Consider the following 22,905-nt stretch of genomic DNA (forward strand, 5'->3'; position numbering starts at 1 on the left):
GGTGCGTGTCGGTCACGACGTTCCGAGCTCCTCGTCGAGGAAGTCGAAGATCTCGTCGTCGGTCGCCGACTCGAACTTGTCGGCGGCAGCGACCCCACCGTTCGTCGTCTGTGTCCGCTGCCCCGCGGTCAGCTTCGCCAGCACCTGCTGCAGGCGTGAGGTGAGGCGTGTCCTCGCGGCTTCGTCCGCCACCACCTCGGCGAAGGAGCTCTCCAGCTTCTCCAGCTCCGACAGGACCGGCAGCACCACCGATGCCTCCGGCTCGTCCGCGACGAGTTCTTCCGCCAGATACCCGGCCAGCGCCCTGGACGTCGTGTAGTCGAACAGCAGGGTGGCGGGCAGCCGAAGGCCGGTCACCGTGCCCAGCTGGTTGCGCAGTCCGACCGCGGTCAGCGAGTCGAAGCCGAGATCGAGGAATCCGCGGTCCGGGGCGATCATGCGAGGGTTGTCGTGGCCCAGCGCCATGGCCGCGTGCTCGGTGACCAGTTCCAGGAGCGCCTGCTGCCGGGCGGCGGGGTTCATCGAGCCGATACGCCGGCGCAGCTCGGCGGAACCGGCGCCGGAACCGCCCGTGGACGTCCGCCCGGCGCCGCGCCGGGCCGTGGTCCGGATGACGCCCCGCAGCAGGGCCGGGATCGGCCCGTCCTGGGCTCGCCACGCCGAGGCGTCGAGCCGTGCCGGGACCAGGGTGGCCGTGTCGATGCCGCACGCGGTGTCGAACAGGGCCAGGGCCTCCTCGGAGGCCATCGGGGTCACGCCGTCCCGGGCGATGCGCCGCATATTGGCCTCGTCCAGCTTGCCGGTCATGCCACTGCGCTCCTCCCACAGCCCCCAGGCGAGTGACTGGGCGGGAAGGCCCTCGGCCCGGCGCCGGTGCGCGAACGCGTCCAGGAAGGCGTTGGCGGCGGCGTAGTTGGCCTGGCCCGGGCCGCCGAGCGTCCCGGAGAGCGAGGAGAAGAGCACGAACGCGGACAGGTCGAGGCCGGCGGTCAGCTCGTGCAGGTTGAGCACCGCGTCGACCTTGGGCCGCAGCACACGGTCGACGCGCTCGGGAGTGAGTGCCTCGACGACGCCGTCGTCCAGCACACCGGCGGTGTGAATCACGGCGGTGAGCGGGTGCTCGTCCGGCAGCGAGGCCAGCAGCGCGGCGAGGGAGTCGCGGTCGGCGGTGTCGCAGGCGGCGACCGTGGCGTGGGCGCCGAGGTCCGCCAGCTCTGTGCGCAGTTCGGCCGCGCCGTCCGCGGCGAGGCCGCGGCGGCTGGCCAGCACGAGGTTGCGCACACCACGCTCGCTGACGAGGTGCCGGGCGACCAGGCCCCCGAGGCCGGACGCGGCTCCGGTGACCAGGACGGTGCCCCGCGGGTCCCAGGTGACGCCGGTCGTGGCCGTGTCCTGCTCGGGCGCGTTGGCCTGCTCGGACGCGTTGGCCCGCTCGGACGCGTTGGCCTGCTCGGGCGCGTCGCCGCGAGCCGGGACCCGAGCCAGGCGGCCGGCCAGGACCGTGCCGCCCCGGACCACGAGCTGTGGTTCATCGGCGGTGAGCGCCGCCGGGAGGATCCGGCGTGAGCCTTCCTGGCCGTCCAGGTCGGCCAGGACGAACCGGTCGGGGTTCTCGGACTGGGCCGAGCGCACCAGGCCCCAGACGGCCGCGCCGGCGGGGTCGGCCACATCGGTGTCGTCGCCCGCGGCGATGGCTCCCCGGGTGAGGAACACCAGGCGGGAGTCACCGAAGCGGTCGTCGGCCAGCCAGCTCTTGAGCAGGTCGAGGGCGTGGTGGCCGACTTCCCGTACCGCCTCCGCCAGGTGCTGCGTCCGGCGGCTGCGGGACACGGTGGCGGCCAGGACGACGTCGGGCGCGGGCGCGCCCCCGCCGATGGCCTCGGCCAGGGCCGCGAGGTCCGGGTAGGCGTCCACGGTGACACCGGCCGATCCGAGGACGCCGGTCACCTCGGCCTGGTCGGGTCCGACGAGCGCCCAGCGCCGGGCCGCCACGCCATTCGGCTCCGGGGCGCGGGACGTGTCCACGGGCACCCACTCGACCTGGTACAGCGACTCGTACGGCTGGACGGAGTTCACCTGCTCCGGGGCCACCGGCCGCAGGACGAGGGAGTCGACCGTGACGACGAGCGCGCCGGAGGTGTCGGTGGCGTGCAGGGAGACGGTGTCCCCGCCGCCGCTCGCGAGCCGTACGCGCAGCGCGGACGCGCCACCGGTGTGGAGGGTCACCCCGTTCCACGAGAACGGAAGGGTGCTGCCGTCGGTGCCGGTGGGGTTGAAGGCGACGGTGTGCAGCGAGGCGTCGAGCAGCGCCGGGTGCAGGCCGTACCGCGCGGCCTCGGCCTCCTGTGCCTCGGGCAGGTCGATCTCGGCGAAGATCTCGTCACCACGGCGCCAGGCGGCTCGCAGCCCCTGGAAGGCCGGACCGTAGGCGAAGCCGACGTCGATGAAGCGGTCGTAGACATCGGCCACATCGATCGGCTTCGCCTCCGCGGGCGGCCACACGGCGAAGTCGGCGGCCACGGACTCCGGTGCCGTGGTGGACGGGTCCCTGGTGAGCAGGCCGGTCGTGTGGCGTGTCCAGGGCTCGTCCGACTGGGCGTCCTCGGACCTGGAGTACAGGTTGAGCGAACGGGCTCCGGACTCGTCCGGCTCGCCCACGGTGAGCTGGATCTGGGCCGCGCCCCGTTCGGGCAGGACCAGCGGCGTCTCGATGGTCAGCTCGTCCAGCCGCTCGTAGCCCACCTGCTCCGCCGCGCGCAGGGCCACTTCCACGAAGGCCGTGCCCGGGAAGAGAACGGTCTCCGCGAACACGTGGTCGGCCAGCCATGGCTGAGTGGCGACGGACAGCCGGCCGGTGAACAGGTAGGAGTCGGTGTCGGCCAGGGCGACGGCGGCGCCGAGGAGCGGGTGGTCGGGCGAGTCGAGCCCCGCCGAGGTCACATCCCCGCCGGCGGCCGGCACCGATTCGAGCCAGTAGCGCTGCCGCTGGAAGGCGTAGGTGGGCAGCTCCACCCGCCGGGCGCCGCGCCCGGCGAACACCGCGTCCCACTTCACCGTGGTGCCCTGGACGTGGAGTTCGGCCAGCGCCATGGTCAGCGACTGGATCTCGGGCCGGTCCTTGCGCAGCACGGGTACGAGGGAAGGAGCGGGCCGGCCGTCGGACTCCTCGGCCGTCAGGCAGTCCTGGGTCATCGCGGTGAGCACACCGTCCGGGCCCACCTCCACGAACGACGTCACGCCCAGCTTCTCCAGGGTCCGTACCCCGTCCGCGAACCGCACCGCCTCCCGCACATGGCGCACCCAGTACTCCGGCGAGCACACCTCCTCCGGGTCCGCCGGCGCGCCGGTGACGTTGGAGACCAGGGAGAGGGCCGGCGGAGCGAACGACAGTCCCTCGACGACCTTGCGGAAGTCGCCGAGCACCCCGTCCATGCGCGGGGAGTGGAAGGCGTGGCTGACGCGCAGGCGACGCGTCTTACGGCCCTCTCGCTCCCACTGCCCGGCGATCTCCAGCACCGCGGCCTCGTCGCCCGCGATGACCACGGCGGTCGGGCCGTTGATCGCGGCGATGCTCACCTCGGCCTCACGACCGGCGAGCGACGCGGCGATCTCCTCCTCGGGCGCCTGGACGGCCACCATCGCGCCGCCCTCGGGCAGCGCCTGCATCAGCCGGCCACGCGCCGCCACCAGCGCACACGCGTTCTCCAGCGAGAACACCCCGGCCACATGCGCGGCCGCCACCTCACCGATGGAGTGGCCGATCAGCACATCCGGGGCGATGCCCCAGTGCTCCAGCAGCCGGAACAGCGCCACCTCGATGGCGAACAGCGCGGGCTGGGTGAACGCCGTCTGGTTCAGCAGCTCGGCGTCCGCACTGCCCTCGACCGCGAACATCACCTCGGTGAGCGGACGGTCGAGCAGCACATCGAGATGCGCGCACACCTCGTCCAGCGCCTGGGCGAACACCGGGAAGGCGTCGTACAGTTCACGGCCCATGCCCAGGCGCTGCGCCCCCTGGCCCGAGAACAGGAACGCCGTCTTCTGCTCGGTCCGCGCCTCGCCCTGGATCAGCGTGGCCGCGTTCCCGCCCTCTGCCAGCGCGTCGAGTCCGGACCGGAACTGCGCCGGCTCCTCGGCGACCACAACCGCGCGGTAGGGCAGCGCGGAACGGGTCGTCGCCAGCGAATAGCCGATGTCGGCGAGGTCATTGGTGTGCGCGGTACCCACACCGTCGAACTCGCGCAGTCGCCCGGCCTGAGCGCTCAGCGCGTCAGGGCTGCTGCCGGAGAGCAGCCACGGAACCACCGCGATACCGGCCGGTGAACCGGTGACCCCGCCGTCCGTCCGCGGCGACGGTGCCTCGGCGGTGTCGGCCGCCTCGATGATCGTGTGCGCGTTGGTGCCGCTGATCCCGAAGGACGAAACGGCCGCCCGGCGCGGGCGGTCCGTCTCCGGCCACGGGGTCGCCTCGGTCAGGAGGGACACCGCGCCGCTGGTCCAGTCGATATGCGGCGAGGGCTCGTCCGCGTGGAGCGTCTTCGGCAGCACGCCCTCGCGCATGGCCATCACCATCTTGATGACCCCGGCCACCCCGGCCGCCGCCTGGGTGTGCCCGATGTTCGACTTGATGGAACCCAGCCACAGCGGCTGGTCCTCCTGCCGCCCCTGGCCGTAGGTGGCCAGCAGCGCCTGCGCCTCGATCGGGTCACCGAGCGAGGTGCCCGTGCCATGGGCTTCCACCGCGTCCACCTCGGCGGCCGACAGTCCCGCGCTCTCCAGCGCCTTGCCGATCACCCGCTGCTGCGACGGGCCGTTCGGCGCCGTCAGTCCGTTGGAGGCGCCGTCCTGGTTGATCGCCGAACCCCGGACGACGGCCAGCACCTGATGGCCGTTGCGCCGTGCGTCCGACAGCCGCTCCACCAGCAGCAGGCCCACGCCCTCGGACCAGCCCGTGCCATCGGCCCCGGCGGAGAACGCCTTGCACCGTCCGTCCGGCGACAGCACCCGCTGGGAGCTGAACTCGACGAACGTGCCCGGCGTGGCCATGATCGTCACACCGCCGGCCAGCGCCATATCGCATTCGCCCTGGCGCAGCGACTGCGCGGCCAGGTGCAGGGCGACCAGCGACGACGAGCACGCGGTGTCCACCGTCACGGCCGGGCCCTCGAAACCGAAGGTGTAGGAGAGACGGCCGGAGGCGACGCTCGACGCGCTGCCGAGTCCGAGATAGCCCTGCACCCCGTCCGGCGCGTTGATGGCCCGGCCGCTGTAGTCCTGGTAGTTCGAGCCGATGAAGACGCCCGCCTGGCTGCCACGCAACGTCGCCGGGTCGATGCCGGCGCGCTCGAACGCCTCCCACGATGTCTCCAGCAGCAGCCGCTGCTGCGGATCCATCGCCATGGCCTCGCGCGGGTTGATCCCGAAGAAGTCCGGGTCGAAGTCGGTGACGTTGTCGAGGAAGCCGCCGGTGCGGGCGTAGGTCTTGCCCGGCTTGTCGGGGTCGGGGTCGTACAGCCCCTCGATGTCCCAGCCACGGTCGTCGGGGAACCCGGAGATCGTGTCGACTCCCCCGTTCACCACATCCCACAGCTGCTCGGGGGTCCGCACACCGCCCGGGAACCGGCAGCTCATCGCCACGATCGCGATGGGCTCGTCGAACGAGTCCGATCGGGTCGGCGCCGTCTCGGCGGCGCCGCCTTCCTCGGTGCCGAACATCTCGCCGTTCAGGAACCGTGCCAGCACCGCGGGCGTGGGGTAGTCGAAGACCAGGCTGACCGGCAGCCGCAGCCCGGTCGCCGCGCCGATCCGGTTGCGCAGTTCAACGGCGGTCAGCGAGTCGAAGCCGAGGTCGCGGAAGGCACGGTCCGACGCCACCGCGTCCGCGCTGTCGTGCGCGAGGACATCGGCGGCCTGGGCACGCACCAGGTCCCGCAGCGCCCCTTCGCGCTTCTCCTGGGGCATGGCTTCCAGCCGGTCGTGAAGTTCGGCCCGCCCGGGGGCGGCGCCGCCCACCGTGGGCTGCTTCCCCGTGGTGGCGCTCCGCGCGCTCCGCAGCTGGCGGAAGAGGGGAGTGTCGGCGGAGTCCGCTTCGAAGCGTGCCCAGTCGATGTCCGCGACCGCGAGGAACGTCTCGTCGTGGTCCAGTGCCTGCTGCAGCGCTGAGATCGCCAGCTCGGGGGGCATGGCCAGGATCCCCGACCGGCTCATCTGCTCGCCGACCTCATCCGTGACGAGACCGCCTCCGGCCCAGGCGCCCCAGGCGATGGAGGTGGCCGGAAGGCCATCCGCACGCCGCTGCGACGCCAGCGCGTCGAGGTAGGCGTTACCCGCCGCGTAGCTGCCCTGACCCGGGCCGCCCAAGGTGCCGGCCGCCGAGGAGAACAGGACGAACGCCGACAGATCCATCCCGGCGGTCAGCTCATGCAGATTCCGCGCCGCGTCCACCTTCGGACGCAGCACCCCGGCCGCCCGGCGCACCGTGAGGGCGTCCACCACACCGTCGTCCAGCACACCGGCCGTATGCACCACGGCCGTCAGCGGGAACTCCCGCGGAATCGCCTCCAGCACCGCCGCCAGTGCCTCACGGTCCGCGGCGTCACACGCCGCCACCGTCACCCGGGCACCGAGCCCCTCCAGCTCCGCCTTCAACTCGGCGGCGCCCTCGGCCTCCATGCCACTACGGCTCGTCAGCACCAGATGTTCGGCACCCGCACGCGACAGCCAACGGGCCACATGGCCACCCAGCGCACCCGTACCACCGGTCACCAGCACCGAACCACTCGGACGCCAGCCATCCGCGGCCGTGGCCTCGGGTGCGGAGGCCCGCACCAGCCGCTTGGCGAAGACGCCGGACCCGCGCACCGCGACCTGGTCCTCGGTCTCGGTCTCCGCACCCGCCAGCGCTCCGGCCAGACGGGCCACCGCACGGCTGTCCATGGTCTCGGGCAGGTCCACGACGCCGCCCCAGCGCTGGGGGTACTCCGCCTCCAGGATCCGGCCCAGGCCCCACAGCATGGACTGCACCGGGCTCACCAGCCGGTCGGAGCGCCCCACCGACACCGCACCCCGGGTGCCGCACCACAGCGGAGCCACCACATCCGCGTCGCCCAGCGCCTGGACCAGGCCCACCGTCGCCGCCAGCCCGGCCGGGACCACCGCGAAGGACTCATGCGCCGACTCGTCAAGACCCAGCAGCGAGAACACACCCGCCACGCCCGACGGCTCCACCGCCACGCCATCGAGGGCCACGCGCAGCCGCTCCGCAATCACCTCACGGTCATCCGCCGCCCCGACGGCTACCCGGACCACATGCGCACCGCGCCCGGCCAGCCCGTCCAGCACGGTGGCGACCAATACATCGTCACCACGGCCTTCCGGAACGGCCACGAGCCAGGTGCCCGAGAGCGTGGTCTCGGACGCGGATGCCAGGGGCTTCCAGACGGCCTGGTAACGCCAGCTGTCCACCGTGTTCTGCTCACGCAGCTGACGGCGCCAGGACGACAGCGCCGGAAGCAACGCCGTCAGCGACGACTGCTGCTCCTCGTCCGCCACCTCCAACGTCCGCGCCAGCGCCTCCAGGTCCTCGCGCTCCACCGCCTCCCAGAAGCGCGCGTCCACCGCGTCCGCGCTCAAGCCGCCACCGGCGGCCGCCCCCTCGACAAACGAGATGGCGTCCAGCCAGTACCGCTGGCGCTGGAAGGCGTAGGTGGGCAGTTCGACGGGGTGTGCGCCGGTGCCGGCGAACACCGTCCGCCAGTCGACGGCGATGCCGCCGGCATGGGCCGCGGCCAGGGAGGTCAGGAACCGTGCCGGGCCGCCTTCGTCGCGGCGCAGCGAGCCGATGGCCGCCACGGGGGTGCCGTGGTCCTCGGCCGTGTGCTCGATGCCCATGGTCAGCACCGGGTGCGCGCTGGCCTCCACGAACGTCTGGAAACCCTCGTCCAGGAGCACCCGTACGGTCTCGTCGAAACGCACGGTCCCGCGCAGATTGCGGTACCAGTAGCCGGCGTCCATCTGCGTGGTGTCCAGCACACCGCCGGTCACCGTCGAGTAGAACGGCACCGAGGAGGACCGCGGAGCGATCCCGGCCAGAGTGCGCCGGATCTCCTCTTCCAGGCTCTCGACGTGGGCGGAGTGCGATGCGTAATCCACCGGGATGCGACGCGCCCGGATCTCCTCCGCCTCACACGCCGCCAGCAACTCCTCCAGCGCGTCGGCGTCGCCGGAGACCACCACCGCCGAGGGGCCGTTCACCGCCGCCACCGACAGCCGCTCACCCCACGCCTCAAGGCGCTCCCGAACCGAGTCCACGGGCAGCGACACCGACACCATGCCCCCGCGCCCGGACAGCACCGGCAGCGCCTGGCTGCGCAGCGCCACCACCTTCGCGGCGTCCTCGAGCGACAGCGCACCCGCCACACACGCCGCCGCGATCTCGCCCTGGGAGTGGCCGATGACCGCCGCGGGCTCCACACCGTAGGAGCGCCACAGCTTCGCGAGCGACACCATCACCGCGAACAGCACCGGCTGAACGACATCCACCCGGTCAAAACCGGGGGCGCCCGCGGCACCACGCAGCACATCCGTCAACGACCAGTCGACATACGCCGACAGGGCGGTCTCACACTCGGCTATCGCCTCCGCGAACACCGGAGAGGACTCCATCAGCCCCACGGCCATGCCGACCCACTGCGACCCCTGACCGGGGAAGACGAAGGCGACCCCGGCGCTGCGCCTGGCAATGCCTTCGACCAGTCCGGAGGTGCCCCGCCCCGCCAGGTGATCGGTCAGCATCCGTACGGCCTTCGCACGGTCGGGGGCCAGCACGACCGCACGGTGCTCGAAAGCGGTCCGCGTGGTGGCAAGAGACAGCCCGATGTCCTCGGCCGCGACCTCCGGGTGCTGTTCCACGTGGTCCAGCAGCCGCCTCGCCTGAGCCCGCAGCGCCGCCTCGGACTTGCTCGACAACAGCCAGGGAACGAGCGGCAACGCCATCCGCGGCGCCTGCGCCGGCTCCGTCTCCGCCGCCTCGGCACCGGACGGGGTGACGGACGGCAGTGGTGCCTGCTCGATGATGGCGTGGGCGTTGGTGCCACTGATGCCGAAGGAGGACACACCGGCCCGGCGCGGCTCCTCACCCTCGGGCCAGGCGGCGGCCTCGGTGAGGAGCTCGACGGTGCCCGTCGACCAGTCCACATGCGGCGACGGCTCAGCCGCGTGCAGCGTCTTGGGCAGCACACCATGGCGCATCGCCAGCACCATCTTCATCACACCCGCCACACCCGCAGCCGCCTGCGTATGACCGATGTTCGACTTCACCGACCCCAGCAGCAGCGGCTCACCCGCGGCGCGCTCACGGCCGTACGTGGCCAGCAGCGCCTGCGCCTCGATCGGGTCACCCAGCGACGTACCCGTCCCATGAGCCTCCACCGCGTCGACCTGCCCGGCCGTGAGCCCGGCGTTGGCCAGCGCCTGACGGATCACCCGCTGCTGCGACGGGCCGTTGGGGGCGGACAGCGCACTGCTCGCACCGTCCTGATTCGTCGCCGTACCCCGGACAACCGCCAGCACCGGATGCCCATTTCGCCGCGCGTCGGACAGCCGCTCCAGGAACAGCATCCCGGCACCCTCGGCCGCCCCGAAACCATCAGCCGCCGCCGAGAAGGGCTTGCACCGGCCGTCCGCCGCGAGCCCGCGCTGCCGGCTGAAACCGACGAACGTACCCGGCGTGGCCATCACGCTCACACCACCGGCCAGGGCGAAAGTGCACTCGCCCTGACGCAGCGCCTGCACCGCCAGATGCAGAGCGACCAGCGACGAGGAACACGCGGTGTCGACCGTCACCGCGGGGCCCTCCAGCCCGAGCGTGTAGGCCACCCGACCGGACACCACGCTGATCGCGCTGCCGGTCACCAGATGACCCTCGACACCATCCGGTGCCTCATGCACCCGCGGCCCGTAGTCAGGGGCCACCGCCCCGAAAAAGACCCCGGACCGGCTGCCCCGCAGCGAGACCGGATCGATGCCCGCCCGCTCAATCGCCTCCCACGACGTCTCCAGCAGCAACCGCTGCTGCGGATCCATCGCCATCGCCTCACGCGGCGAGATCCCGAAGAAGTCGGCATCGAAGTCGCCGATGTCGTGGAGGAATCCCCCCTCACGCGTATAGGAGGTACCCGACCGGTCAGGGTCCGCGTCGTAGAGCGCGTCGAGGTCCCAGCCACGGTCGTCGGGGAACGGCGTGATGGCGTCCTCGGCCCCGCTCAGCAGCCGCCAGAACTCCTCGGGCGAGCGCGCCCCGCCGGGGAAGCGGCAACTCATCCCGACGATCGCGATCGGCTCACGGGCCGCCGACTCCACATCCTGCAGACGCTGCCGCGCCTGGTGCAGATCAGCCGTCACCCGCCGGAGGTAGCCGAGCAGCTTTTCTTGTTCCGACATCAGAACCTCTCGGGGTCGCGCTTCGGGAGCGGGGTGGTCGGCGGGCAGGTGGTGTGGGTTCGTGGGGGTGCCGTGCTGGCGGCCGCTGGTCGGATCACGACGTCCCGAACTCCTGGTCGATGAAGGCGAAGAGCTCATCGGCCTCCGCCGTCTCCAGATGTTCGGCGACATCCTGGCCATCGCCGGAATCGGTGGTCGGGCCGTCCGGTGCCGGGCCGCCGCGGCCGCCGTCCCAGTGGGACAGAAGACGCTTCAACCGGCCGGCGACCATCGCCCTGGTGTCGTCGTCGGCCGCCTCGCCCGTGCCGAGCAACGCCGCTTCCAGCCGGTCGAGTTCGGCGGCCACATCCGTTGGGTCGTCCGCCGCTGCGGGGGCGACCTCCGCATTGAGCTGTGCGGCCAGCGCGGCGGGGGTCGGATAGTCGAAGATGAGGGTCGCGGGCAGCCGCAGCCCGGTGGCCGCGTTCAGCCGGTTGCGCAACTCGACCGCGGTGAGCGAGTCGAAGCCCAGCTCCAGGAAGCCACGATCGGTGTCCACCGCCGACGCCGACCCGTGGCCGAGAACGGTGGCGGCGTGCTCCTGGACCACACGCAGCAGCGTCCGCTGCCGCTCCCCCTGACCGAGCCCGGCCAGCCGCCGCACCAGCGGCGCCTCCTGCGAACCGGAGTCGTCCTGGGCCGAGGCACGCCGGGACACGACAGGCCGTCGTACGAGCCCGCTGAGCAACGGCGGCACGGGGGTGGTGTCGGCGGTGGCCGCCAAGTGGCCGAGGTCGAGCCGCGCGGGCATCACCACGCCCTCGGCCAGCCGCCCGGCCGTGTCGAGCAGCCGCAGCCCCTCCTCGGAGGAGAACGGCACCAGTCCGCCGCGCGTCATCCGCGACAGGTCCGCCTCGGCGAGGTGTCCGGTCATCCCACTGCGCTCGGCCCACATACCCCAGGCCAGCGACACTCCCGGCAGACCCATCGCCCGGCGCCGCTGAGCCAGCCCGTCCAGGAACGTGTTGGCGGCGGCGTAGTTGGCCTGGCCCGCGGACCCCAGGACACCGGCGGCCGAGGAGAACAGGGTGAACATGGCCACATCGAAACGGCGCGTCAGCTCATGCAGATGCCACGCCCCGTCGACCTTCGCACGCAACACCGCGTCCAGCCGCTCCGGCGTCAGCGAGGTCACCGTGCCGTCGTCCAGGAGGCCCGCGGCATGGACCACACCGGTCAGACCGTGCCCGTCATCGGGCAGCCCCGCCAGCAGTTCGGCCAGCGCGTCGCGGTCGGCGACATCGCAGGCGGCGACGTCGACCGAGGCCCCGAGGGCCGTCAGCTCCGTCTCGAGCGCCGTCATGCTCTCGGCGGCGCGGCCGCGGCGGCTGACCAGCAGCAGCCGGCGCATCCCGTGCTCGGTCACCAGATGCCGGGCCACCAGTCCGCCCAGGACACCTCCGGCGCCGGTGATCAGTACCGTCCCGTCCGGGTCCAGCGCGGCCGGAACGCTCAGCACCAGCTTGCCCACATGACGCGCCTGGCTCATGAACCGGAACGCCTCCGGAGCCCTGCGCACATCCCACACCCGGGTGGGCAGCGGCTCCAGCACACCTCGCTCGAAGAGGGCCACGATCTCGGCGAGCATCGCTCCGATACGCTCCGGGCCCGCCTCGGCGAGGTCGAACGCCCGGTACAGCACGCCCGGATGCGCCGCGGCCACCTCATCGGCGGACCGCACATCCGTCTTGCCCATCTCGATGAAGCGCCCGCCCTCACCCAGCAGCCGCAGCGACGCGTCCACGAACTCACCCGCCAGGGAGTCCAGGACCACATCCACCCCACGGCCGGCCGAGGAGTCCTTGAACCGCTCCTCGAACTCCAGCGTCCGCGAGGAGGCGATATGCGCCTCGTCCAGCCCGAGACCGCGCAGGACATCCCACTTGGCCTCACTCGCGGTCGCGAACACCTCACAGTCCCAGGCCCGCGCCAACTGCACCGCCGCGATCCCCACGCCACCGGCGGCGGCATGGACCAGCAGCGACTCACCACGCCGGAGACCCGCCAGCTCCCGCAGCGCATACAGAGCCGTCACGAACACGACCGGGACGGAGGCGGCATCGGTGAAGGACCAGCCGTCCGGGATCCGCACCAGAGTGCGGTGATCCACCACGGCCAACGGCCCGAAACCGCCCTCCCACAGCCCCATCACCCGGTCGCCGACGGCCAGGGAGGTCACACCGGAGCCGGTGGCCACGACCACACCGGCTCCCTCGCCACCCATCAGAGCCTCACCCGGGTACATGCCCAGGGAGATCAGGACATCGCGGAAGTTCAGGCCGGTGGCACGCACCGCGACCCGCACCTCGTGCTCGCCGAGATCCCCGGTGGCGTCCGTGGCCGTGGCCAGCGCCAGCCCCTCCAGCGTGCCCGCTCCGGACGCCGCCAGCCGCCACGCCTCCGTACCGGCCGGCGGCGTCAACACAGCCGTCGCGGCACCGGGGGCCAGACGCGGCACCAGCATCTCGGCGCCGCGCACCGCCAGCTGCGGTTCCCCGGTGGACACCGCCTGGTGCACCAGGGCCAGCGACTCCTCGTCGCCGTCCACATCCAGCAGGACGAACCGGTCCGGATTCTCGGCCTGCGCCGACCGCACCAGCCCCCACACCGGGGCCGCCGCCAGATCACGCGGGTCCACGCCGTCCTCGGTCGCCATCGCACCCCGGGTCACGAGCACCAGCCGCGCATCGGCGAACCGGTCCTCCGCCAGCCATGTCCGCACCATGTCCAAGGTCTGGTGGGCGACCGCCCGCGTCGCCGGAACGACGTCTTCACCGGGGGCGGAGGAGAGGGTCACGAACACCAGGTTCGGCAGCGGAGCGCCCGACCCCACATGCGCCGCGAGAGCAGCCAGGTCGGCGTGTTCCTCCACCGACCCATCGACCGCCTTCAGCGCCCGGGCCAGGCCGAAGACATCGGGTCCGGCCACGGCACACCGGTCCGTCGCGGGGACTGGGGCGGTCGTGGACGCCGCGACCCACTCCACCCGGTACAGCGACTCACCGTCCTCGGCGGACGACGCCAGTTGCGCTTCCGACACCGGCCGGGTGACCAGCGCGTCCGCCGACGCCACCGGCGTACCGGCGGCATCCGCCACCAGTACGGACATCCCATCGGCGCCCGTACGGGCCAGCCGTACGCGCAGGGAGGTCGCGCCGGTGGCGTACAGCGACACACCGCTCCACACGAACGGCAGCCGGATCCCGGCCTTGCTCCCGTCCTTCTCCGGATGCGAGGCGGCGGACACCAGCCAGGCGTGCAGCGCCGTGTCGAGCAGCGCGGGATGCAGCCCGAACCGGGCCGCCTCCGCCCGCCACTCCTCCGGCAGCGCCACCTCGGCGAAGACCTCGTCACCCCTGCGCCAGACGGCACGCAGCCCCCGGAACACCGGTCCGTACGCCAGCCCGGTGGCCGCCACATCCTCATAGAAGCCCGCGGTCTCGACCGCCTCCGCGCCCGCCGGCGGCCATGCGCTCAGGTCCGCCGGACCCGCCGCCCCATCGGCGGCGGACGCCACAGTCAGCGCGCCCTTCGCATGGCACGTCCACGACGCGTCCGGACCATCGCCACGACGGGAATACACACTGAGCTCGCGCTCCCCGCCCTGCCCGGGCCCGCTCACCACCAGCTGCACCTGGACCGCCCCCTCCTCGGGCAGCACCAGAGGCGCCTCCAGCGTCAGCTCCTCCAACCGGTCACAACCGACCGCGTCACCGGCCCGCGACGCCAACTCGACAAACGCCGTACCCGGCAGGATGACCCGGCCCAGCACCGCATGGTCGGCCAGCCAGGGATGCGTACGCAGCGACAGCCGGCCGGTCAGCAGGAAACCGTCGGAGTCGGGCAGCGGCACGGCAGCGCCCAGCAACGGGTGTCCCGCCGCGTCCAGTCCCGCAGAGGACACATCACCGGCGCCGTCTGCTTCGGGATCCAGCCAGAAGCGCGCGCGCTGGAAGGCATACGTCGGCAGATCGACGCGCCTGGCCGCCGTTCCGGCGAACACGCCCGCCCAGTCGACGGACACACCGCCCACATACGCCTCGGCCAGAGACGTCATAAACCGATCCAGTCCGCCTTCCTCACGGCGCAGCGAACCGACGGCGGTAACGCGGGTGCCGTGGTCCTCGGCCGTCTGCTCCACCCCCATGGTGAGCACCGGATGGGCACTGGCCTCGATGAACACCTGGAAGCCGTCGGTCAGCAGAACACGGACGGTCTCGTCGAAGCGCACCGTCTGCCGCAGATTCCGGTACCAGTACCCGGCGTCCATCTCCGTGGTGTCCAGCACCCCGCCGGTCACGGTCGAATAGAACGGCACCGACGACGAGCGCGGGGTGATTCCCGCGAGGATCCGCTGGAGCTCGTCCTCGATGGCCTCGACATGAGCGCAGTGGGAGGCGTAGTCCACGGGGACACGACGCGCCCGGATCCCCTCGCCCTCGCACGCCGACAACAGCTCGTCCAGCGCGTCGGCGTCGCCGGAGACCACGACCGCCGAGGGCCCGTTCACCGCCGCCACCGACAACCGCTCACCCCACGCCCCGAGCCGCTCCCGCACCGAGTCCACCGGCAGCGACACCGACACCATCCCGCCACGACCCGACAACGCCCGCAGCGCCTGGCTGCGCAGCGCCACCACCTTCGCGGCGTCCTCCAGCGACAACGCACCCGCCACACACGCGGCCGCGATCTCACCCTGGGAGTGACCGATGACCGCCGCGGGCTCCACACCGTAGGAACGCCACAGCTCCGCCAGCGACACCATCACCGCCCACAGCACCGGCTGCACCACATCCACCCGCTCCAGCGCCTCGGCGCTGCCTTCGCCCCCTCGCAGCACCTCCGCGAGCGGCCAGTCCACGTACGGCGCCAACGCCGCCGCGCACTCACCGATCCGCTCCGCGAACGCCGGGGAAGACTCCAGCAGCTCGGCCGCCATCCCCACCCACTGCGACCCCTGACCAGGGAAGACGAGCACGGCCTGGTCACGAGCGGTGGCCATCCCCCGTACCACACCGGGTGCCACATTCCCCTCGGCCAACGCCCCCAGGCCGTTCAGGAGACCGTCGCCGTCGCCCGCCAGCACCACCGCGCGGTGCTCGAACACACTGCGCGTGGTCGCCAACGACAGCCCGATATCGGCGGTCGAGACCTCTCGGCGCTCACGCACCTGCGTCAGCAGCCGCTCCGCCTGTGCCTCCACCGCGCTGTCCGACCGTCCGGAGATCACCCACGGCGTGATCTCCGGCAGTTCCGCGGCCGGGGCCTCGTCGGCGGCGGCGGGGCTGGGAGCGTCGTCCAGCGGAGCCTGTTCCAGCACGGCGTGGGCGTTGGTGCCACTCATCCCGAAGGAGGAGACTCCCGCGCGCCGCGGATGCCCCGTCTCCGGCCAGGCCATGTCGTCCGTCAGCAGGCTCACGCCGCCCGCGGACCAGTCCACATGCGGCGACGGCTCATCGATGTGCAGCGACTTCGGCAGCGCGCCGTTCCGCATCGCCATCACCATCTTGATGACACCGGCCACACCGGCGGCCGCCTGCGCATGGCCGATGTTCGACTTCACCGAGCCGAGCCACAGCGGCTGGTCCGCGGGCCGGTCCTGGCCGTAGGTGGCGAGCACGGCCTGGGCCTCGATGGGATCGCCCAGCTTGGTGCCGGTGCCATGTGCCTCGACCGCGTCCACCTCGGCCGCCGACAGCCGGGCGTTCGCCAGCGCGGCGCGGATCACCCGCTGCTGGGACGGGCCGTTCGGGGCGGTCAGGCCGTTGGACGCACCGTCCTGGTTGGTCGCCGTACCCCGGACGAGGGCCAGCACCTCGTGTCCGTTGCGCCGGGCGTCCGACAGCCGCTCCACCAGCAGCAGCCCGACGCCCTCGGCGAATCCGAAGCCGTCGGCGGCATCGCTGAACGCCTTGCACTTGCCGTCCACGGACAGCGCGCGCTGACGGCTGAAGTCCACCAGCCCGACCTGTGTGGACATCACGGTCGCACCACCGGCCAGCGCCATGTCGCACTCGCCCTGGCGCAGCGCCTGGACCGCGAGGTGCAGCGCGACCAGCGACGACGAGCACGCGGTGTCCACCGTCACGGCAGGACCCTCGAGGCCCAGGGTGTAGGAGACACGGCCCGAGGCCACGCTGCCGGCACTGCCGATGCCGAGGTAGCCCTCGATGCCTTCGGGAGAGTGCCCCTGCAGCCGGGTGCCGTAGTCGTTGTACACAACGCCGACGAAGACGCCGGTCCGGCTCCCCCTCGCCGTCTCGGGCGCGATACCGGCCCGCTCGAACGCCTCCCACGACGTCTCCAGCAGCAGTCGCTGCTGCGGGTCCATCGACAGCGCCTCGCGTGGCGAGATCCCGAAGAACTCCGGGTCGAACTGGTCCGCCTCGTGGAGGAAGCCACCGTTGCGGGCGTAGTACGTGCCCTCGTGCGAGGGGTCCGGGTCGTAGGTCGACTCGAGGTCCCAGCCTCGGTTGGACGGGAGTGACGACGTGGCATCGGTGCCCGCCATCACCAGCTGCCACAGCTCCTCGGGGGTCCGCACACCACCGGGGAAGCGGCAGCTCATGGCCACGATCGCGATCGGGTCGTCGTCCGTGCGGGACGGGGCGTCGGACGGTCCGCCCACCGCCGCGGCGGCCGCGCCCTGGGACCCGAGGATCTCCGAGCGCAGATGGCCCGCCAGTACCGTCGGGTTCGGGTAGTCGAAGACGAGGGTCGCCGGGAGGCGCAGACCCGTTTCCGCGCTCAGACGGTTCCGCAACTCCACGGCGGTGAGCGAGTCGAAGCCCAGCTCCTTGAAGGGCCGTCCCACCTCGACGGTGTCCGACTTCGCATGGCCGAGGGCGGCGGCCACCTGGACGCGGATCAGCTCTTCGAGCAGGAACTGCTCCTGATCCGCCTCGGACATGCCGGCCAGTCGCCGCCGCAGGCGGGCGGCGACATCGTCCACGCCCGCGTCCCCGGCGCCGGCGACACGCCGGACGGTCATCCCCGGTACGACGTTGCGGAAGAGGACGGGGAGTTCGGCGCCCTGCGCACGCAGCGCCGGAATGTCCAGCCGGAAGAGAACGGGTACCGCCGCGTCCGAGACCAGAGCGGCGTCGAAGAGCTCAAGGCCCTCGTCCGTGGCCAGTGGCACCACGCCCGAGCGGGATATCCGCTGGATGTCGTCCTCGCCGAGGTGTCCGGTCATACCGCTGGCCTCGGCCCACAGACCCCACGCCATCGACACACCCGGCAGCCCCCGGGTCCGGCGCCAGGACGCCAGACCGTCCAGGAACACATTCGCCGCGGCGTAGTTGCTCTGCCCCGCACCACCCAGCACACCGGTGGCCGACGAGAACAGCACGAACGCCGACAGATCCATGCCCGCGGTCAGCTCATGCAGATTCCACGCCGCGTCCACCTTCGCCCGCAGCACCGGCTCAACCCGCTCACGGGTCAACGACGTCAGCAACCCGTCATCGAGCACACCCGCCGCATGCACCACACCACTCAGCGCGAACCCCTCGGGCAACCCCGACAACACCCCGGCCAGAGCCGCACGGTCCGCGGCATCACACGCCGCGATCACCACCTCGGCGCCACCGGCCTCCAACTCGGCCCGCAGCTCGGACGCGCCCTCAGCCTCCGCACCACGACGCGAGAGCAACACCAGTTTCCCGACCCCGTGCCGGGCCACCAGATGCCGCGCCACCACACCGCCCAGCACACCCGTGCCGCCCGTCACCAGCACCGCACCCGAACCAAACCCACCCGACTCCGGAACAGCCGCAGCCGCCACCCGGCCCAGGCGCGGTACCCGCACCGCACCCGACCGCACCACCATCTGCTCCTCGCCCAGAGCCAGCACCCCGGGAAGAACACCGTCGACACCGTCCACGTCATCGGTGTCCACCAGCACCAGACGCCCGGGGTTCTCCGACTGGGCGGACCGCATCAGACCCCACACCGCGGCCCCGGCCATATCCGCCACGCCATCGCCGGTGTCGACAGCGCCCCGGGTCACCACCACCAACCGCTCACCCGCACGGTCCTCATCCGCCAACCACCCCTGCGCCCGCTCCAAGACCTCAAGCACACGCCCGTACGCCTCACCCACCACATCCACACCATCGGAGACCACCCGCAGCACCTCTGTCCGCGGCGCGGCCTCACCCCCTGCCACCACGGCCCCGGGCGCGTCCACCCACTCGACCCGGAACAGCGCGTCCCGCGCCGCCCCGGCCGCGGCGTTCAGCTGATCGGCCTCAACCGGCCGCAGGACCAGCGACTCGACCGACGCCACCCCATGCCCCGACTCATCCCCCACCAGCACCGACACCGCATCCGACCCGGCACCCGCCGGCGCCAGCCGCACCCGCAGCGCTGTCGCACCCACCGCCTCCAGGGCAAACCCACGCCACGAGAACGGCAGCAGACTCCCCGAACCACCCGCCAGGCCCTCGCTCACACCCATCGCGTGCAACGCCGCGTCGAACAGCGCCGGGTGCAGCCCGAACTGGCCCGCCCGCTCCCGTTCTCCCTCCGGGAGCTCGACCTCCGCGAACACCTCACCATCACGCCGCCACGCACGCTTCAACCCCTGGAAGACCGGACCGTACTCCAGCCCGTTCTCCGCGGCCCGCACATACTCACCCGACACATCAACCGGCTCGGCTCCCGCCGGAGGCCACACACCAAAGTCGAACTGAGCCTCGGAGAGGGGCGCGGCCGAGCCGAGCACACCATGGGCATGCCGCACCCATGCGGTGCCCGCACCGTCCGCTTCCTCCCGCGAGAACACACTCACCTCGCGGAAGCCGGAGGCATCCGCCTCCCCCACCTCGACCTGAAGGTGCACCCCGCCCTTCTCGGGCACGATCAGCGGCGCTTCCAGGATCAGTTCCTCGACCCGGCCACAGCCGACCTGATCGCCCGCCCGCACCACCAACTCGACGAAGGCCGTCCCCGGCAGCAACATCACTCCGTGTACGGCATGATCCGCCAGCCACCCGTGCGTGGCCAGGGACAGCCGCCCGCTCAGCAGCACTCCGCCGCCGCTGGCCATCGACACCACGGCGCCCAGCAACGGGTGCCCCAGCGAGCCCAACCCCACCGAACCCACATCGCCCACACCCGCGGGAGCGTCGAGCCAGAATCGCTCCCGCTGGAAGGCGTAGGTCGGCAATTCCACGCCGCGGCCACCGTGGCCCGCGAACACCTTCCGCCAGTCGACGCCGGCCCCGCTGACATGAAGCTCGGCGGCAGAGGTCAGGAATCGCTCAGGACTGCCCTCATCCCGTCGCAGCGTGCCGACGACCACCGCCTGGGCCTCAGCGGCCTCCACGGTCTGCTGCACCGGCAGGGTCAACACCGGATGCGGGCTCACCTCGACAAACACGGTGTGGCCCGCATCGAGCAGGGTGCGAGTCGTGGACTCCAGCTCAACCGTCTGGCGCAGGTTGCGGTACCAGTACTCGGCGTCCAGACCGGCGGTGTCCACCAGCTCGCCGGTCACCGTCGAGTAGAACGGCACCTCCGACGAACGCGGCTCGATACCCGCCAGGACCTTCAGCAGCTCCTCGCGGATCCCCTCCACATGGGCGGAGTGCGAGGCGTAGTCCACCGGAACCCGGCGAACCCGCACCTCCTCGCCCTCAAGCTCCGCGACCATCTCATCCAGCGCGCCCGGATCACCCGACACCACGACCGAACCCGGGCCGTTCACCGCCGCCACCGAGATCGCGCCACCCCACCGGGTGAGACGCTCCTCCACCTGGTCGACCGGCAGCCCGACCGACACCATGCCACCACGGCCCGCAAGACCCCTCGCGATCGCCTGCGACCGCAACGCGACGACCTTCGCGGCATCCTCCAGCGACAGCGCACCCGCCACACACGCCGCCGCGATCTCACCCTGACTGTGACCCATCACCGCATCCGGCTCCACACCCACCGAACGCCACAGCTTCGCCAACGACACCATCACCGCGAACAACACCGGCTGCACCACATCCACCCGGTCAAAACCGGGAGCACCCTCAACCCCACGCAACACATCCGTCAACGACCAGTCCACATACGCCGACAGAGCCGACTCACACTCACCCACCGCCTCCGCAAAGACGGGCGAGGACTCCAGCAACCCCACCGCCATACCCACCCACTGCGCCCCCTGACCCGGGAACACGAACACCGAACGGCCGGGCGTCTCGGCGTCCTTCCCCCGGACCACACCGGGAAGCTTCGCCCCCTCGGCCACCGCCGCCAGGCGCTCGAGGAGTTCCTCACGGCTGGTCCCGGTCACCACGGCGCGCTGCTCGAACGCGAACCTGGTCGTCGCCAGTGAGAGAGCCACATCGGCGGCGCCCAGCTCCGGACGGGCCGCCACGAACTCCCGCAGCCTGCCCGCCTGAGCCCGCAACGCGGTGTCGCTCTTGCCCGACACCACCCACGCCACCGGACCCGCGACACCACCACCGGCAGGCTCCTCGGCAACCTCCGCCTCGGCCTCGGCCTCCGGAGCCTGCTCCAGGATCACATGCGCGTTGGTCCCGCTCACGCCGAACGACGACACCCCAACCCTGCGCGACTCGCCTGTCTCCGGCCACGCCCGCGCCTCGGTCAACAGCTCGACCTGGCCCTCGGACCAGTCCACGTGGCTCGACGGAGCGTCGACATGCAGCGTCTTCGGCAGCACCCCATGCCGCATCGCCATGACCATCTTCATGACGCCGGCCATACCGGCGGCGGCCTGCGTGTGGCCGAAGTTCGACTTCGCCGAGCCCAGCCACAGCGGCCGCCCCTCCGGCCGGTCCTGCCCGTACGTGGCCAGCAGTGCCTGCGCCTCGATCGGGTCACCCAGCGTCGTACCCGTACCGTGCGCCTCGACCGCGTCGATCTGACCGGCAGTCAACTCACAGTTTTCCAGGGCCTGCCGGATGACGCGGCGCTGTGACGGGCCGTTGGGGGCGGTCAGACCGTTGCTCGCGCCGTCCTGGTTCACGGCGGAGCCGCGTACCACCGCGAGGATCTGGTGCCCGTTGCGCTTGGCGTCGGACAGCCGCTCCACCATCAGCACACCGATACCCTCGGACCATGTGGTGCCGTCGGCTCCGTCGGCGAACGCCTTGCACCGGCCGTCGACGGCCAGACCACGCTGGCGGCTGAAGGTGACAAAGCCCTTGGGGCTCACCATGACCGTCGCACCGCCGACCAGCGCCATGGAGCACTCGCCCTGCCGCAGCGCCTGCGCGGCCAGATGCAGGGCGACCAGCGCCGATGAGCAGGCGGTGTCCACGGTCAGTGCGGGACCTTCGAAGCCGAAGGTGTAGGAGACACGACCCGAGGCGATGCTGGTGGTGGCGCCGTTGTGGAGGTACGGCTCGATCTCGTCCGGGATCTGCGCGGCCTCGGACGCGTACGTGGTGTGCATGGCACCGGTGAAGACGCCTGTCTGGCTGCCGCGCAGTGACGCGGGGTCAATGCCCGCCCGCTCCATCACCTCCCACGATGTCTCCAGCAGCAGCCGCTGCTGGGGATCCATGGCCAGGGCCTCACGAGGCGAGATGCCGAAAAACGCGGAGTCGAATTGGTCCGCGTCGTGGAGGAAGCCGCCTTCGCGAACGTAACTGGTGCCCGCATGTTCCGGGTCCGGATTGTAGATCCCCTCCACGTCCCAGCCACGGTTTGTCGGGAAGGGCGAGATCGCGTCCGTTCCGTCGGCGACCAGCTGCCACAGCGCTTCCGGGGAATTCACTCCACCCGGAAATCGGCAGGCCATACCGATGATCGCAATGGGCTCCGTGGCCGAACTGGTCAGCTGGCGGTTCTGACGCCGGAGCCGCTCGATTTCCTTGAACGACTTGCGCAGCGCTTCAACGGCCTTGTTCTGGTTGGATGCAGCAGGCATCAAAAACTCCACACTTAACGCGTCGTTCGCTGGAAGAGCGCAACGGCCCTGAAAGTAATGAAAACATGGATCGCCAGACGGACACCGGCCACACTAGCCCTGGCCCCATAAGGGAAACCCTAGAAACCCACTCAGGCGTGGTTGAGACCCCCGGGCGTGTTCCCGGGCTTTTGTTTCAGTAGCGTTTCACCGGCCGTGTGACGCTTGCCACTATGCGTTCTCCGCCGCTATTCATGCCCCCGAAAATTCATGCGCCGTTTTCACACACCAGGGTCTTCTTCAATGCGGATCGCACCGGTCGGGCACCGGGATACGACCTCTCGCAGAACGTCCAGCCGTCCGGTGTCGGGCTGCGCGTCGAGCAGAACGACGGAGCCGTCCTCGTCGCTCTGGTCGAACAGGTCAGGTGCGATCAGCGCGCACTGGCCGGCCGAACAGCACACCTCACGGTCGGCGGTGATCCTCATCGGGTCTCAGTCCTACCTTGTTGTCTGTGGTACGTCTTATGGGCCCACTTGCGTGACGGACGG

Annotated in this window: 3 protein-coding genes; all 3 read right to left on the bottom strand. The window is 71.5% G+C overall.

Going from position 1 to position 22,905, the window contains the following annotated elements:
- Positions 1–12 precede the first annotated feature (12 nt).
- The 3 genes from JK364_RS03885 to JK364_RS03895 all read right to left on the bottom strand — a co-directional run bounded on the left by JK364_RS03885 (position 13) and on the right by JK364_RS03895 (position 22,842).
- Positions 13–10,443, bottom strand: a complete 10,431-nt coding sequence (locus tag JK364_RS03885) for a type I polyketide synthase (protein ID WP_372461920.1) — start codon at positions 10,441–10,443, stop codon at positions 13–15.
- Between the two features lie 91 nt (positions 10,444–10,534).
- Complete coding sequence (locus tag JK364_RS03890) at positions 10,535–22,375, bottom strand: type I polyketide synthase (RefSeq protein ID WP_201847498.1); 11,841 nt, start codon at positions 22,373–22,375, stop codon at positions 10,535–10,537.
- 260 nt (positions 22,376–22,635) lie between these two features.
- A complete protein-coding gene (locus JK364_RS03895; RefSeq protein WP_201847500.1) occupies positions 22,636–22,842 on the bottom strand; it encodes a ferredoxin in 207 nt (68 codons plus the stop codon).
- Between the last annotated feature and the right edge of the window lie 63 nt (positions 22,843–22,905).

Origin of the sequence: Streptomyces endocoffeicus (assembly GCF_016741935.1) — a bacterium.
Classification (GTDB): Bacteria; Actinomycetota; Actinomycetes; order Streptomycetales; family Streptomycetaceae; genus Streptomyces; species Streptomyces endocoffeicus.

Bases quoted from the DNA above. Each gene is read 5' to 3' on its own strand.
- JK364_RS03890 (WP_201847498.1), bottom strand. From the start codon at position 22,375: ATGCCTGCTGCATCCAACCAGAACAAGGCCGTTGAAGCGCTGCGCAAG.
- JK364_RS03895 (WP_201847500.1), bottom strand. From the start codon at position 22,842: ATGAGGATCACCGCCGACCGTGAGGTGTGCTGTTCGGCCGGCCAGTGC.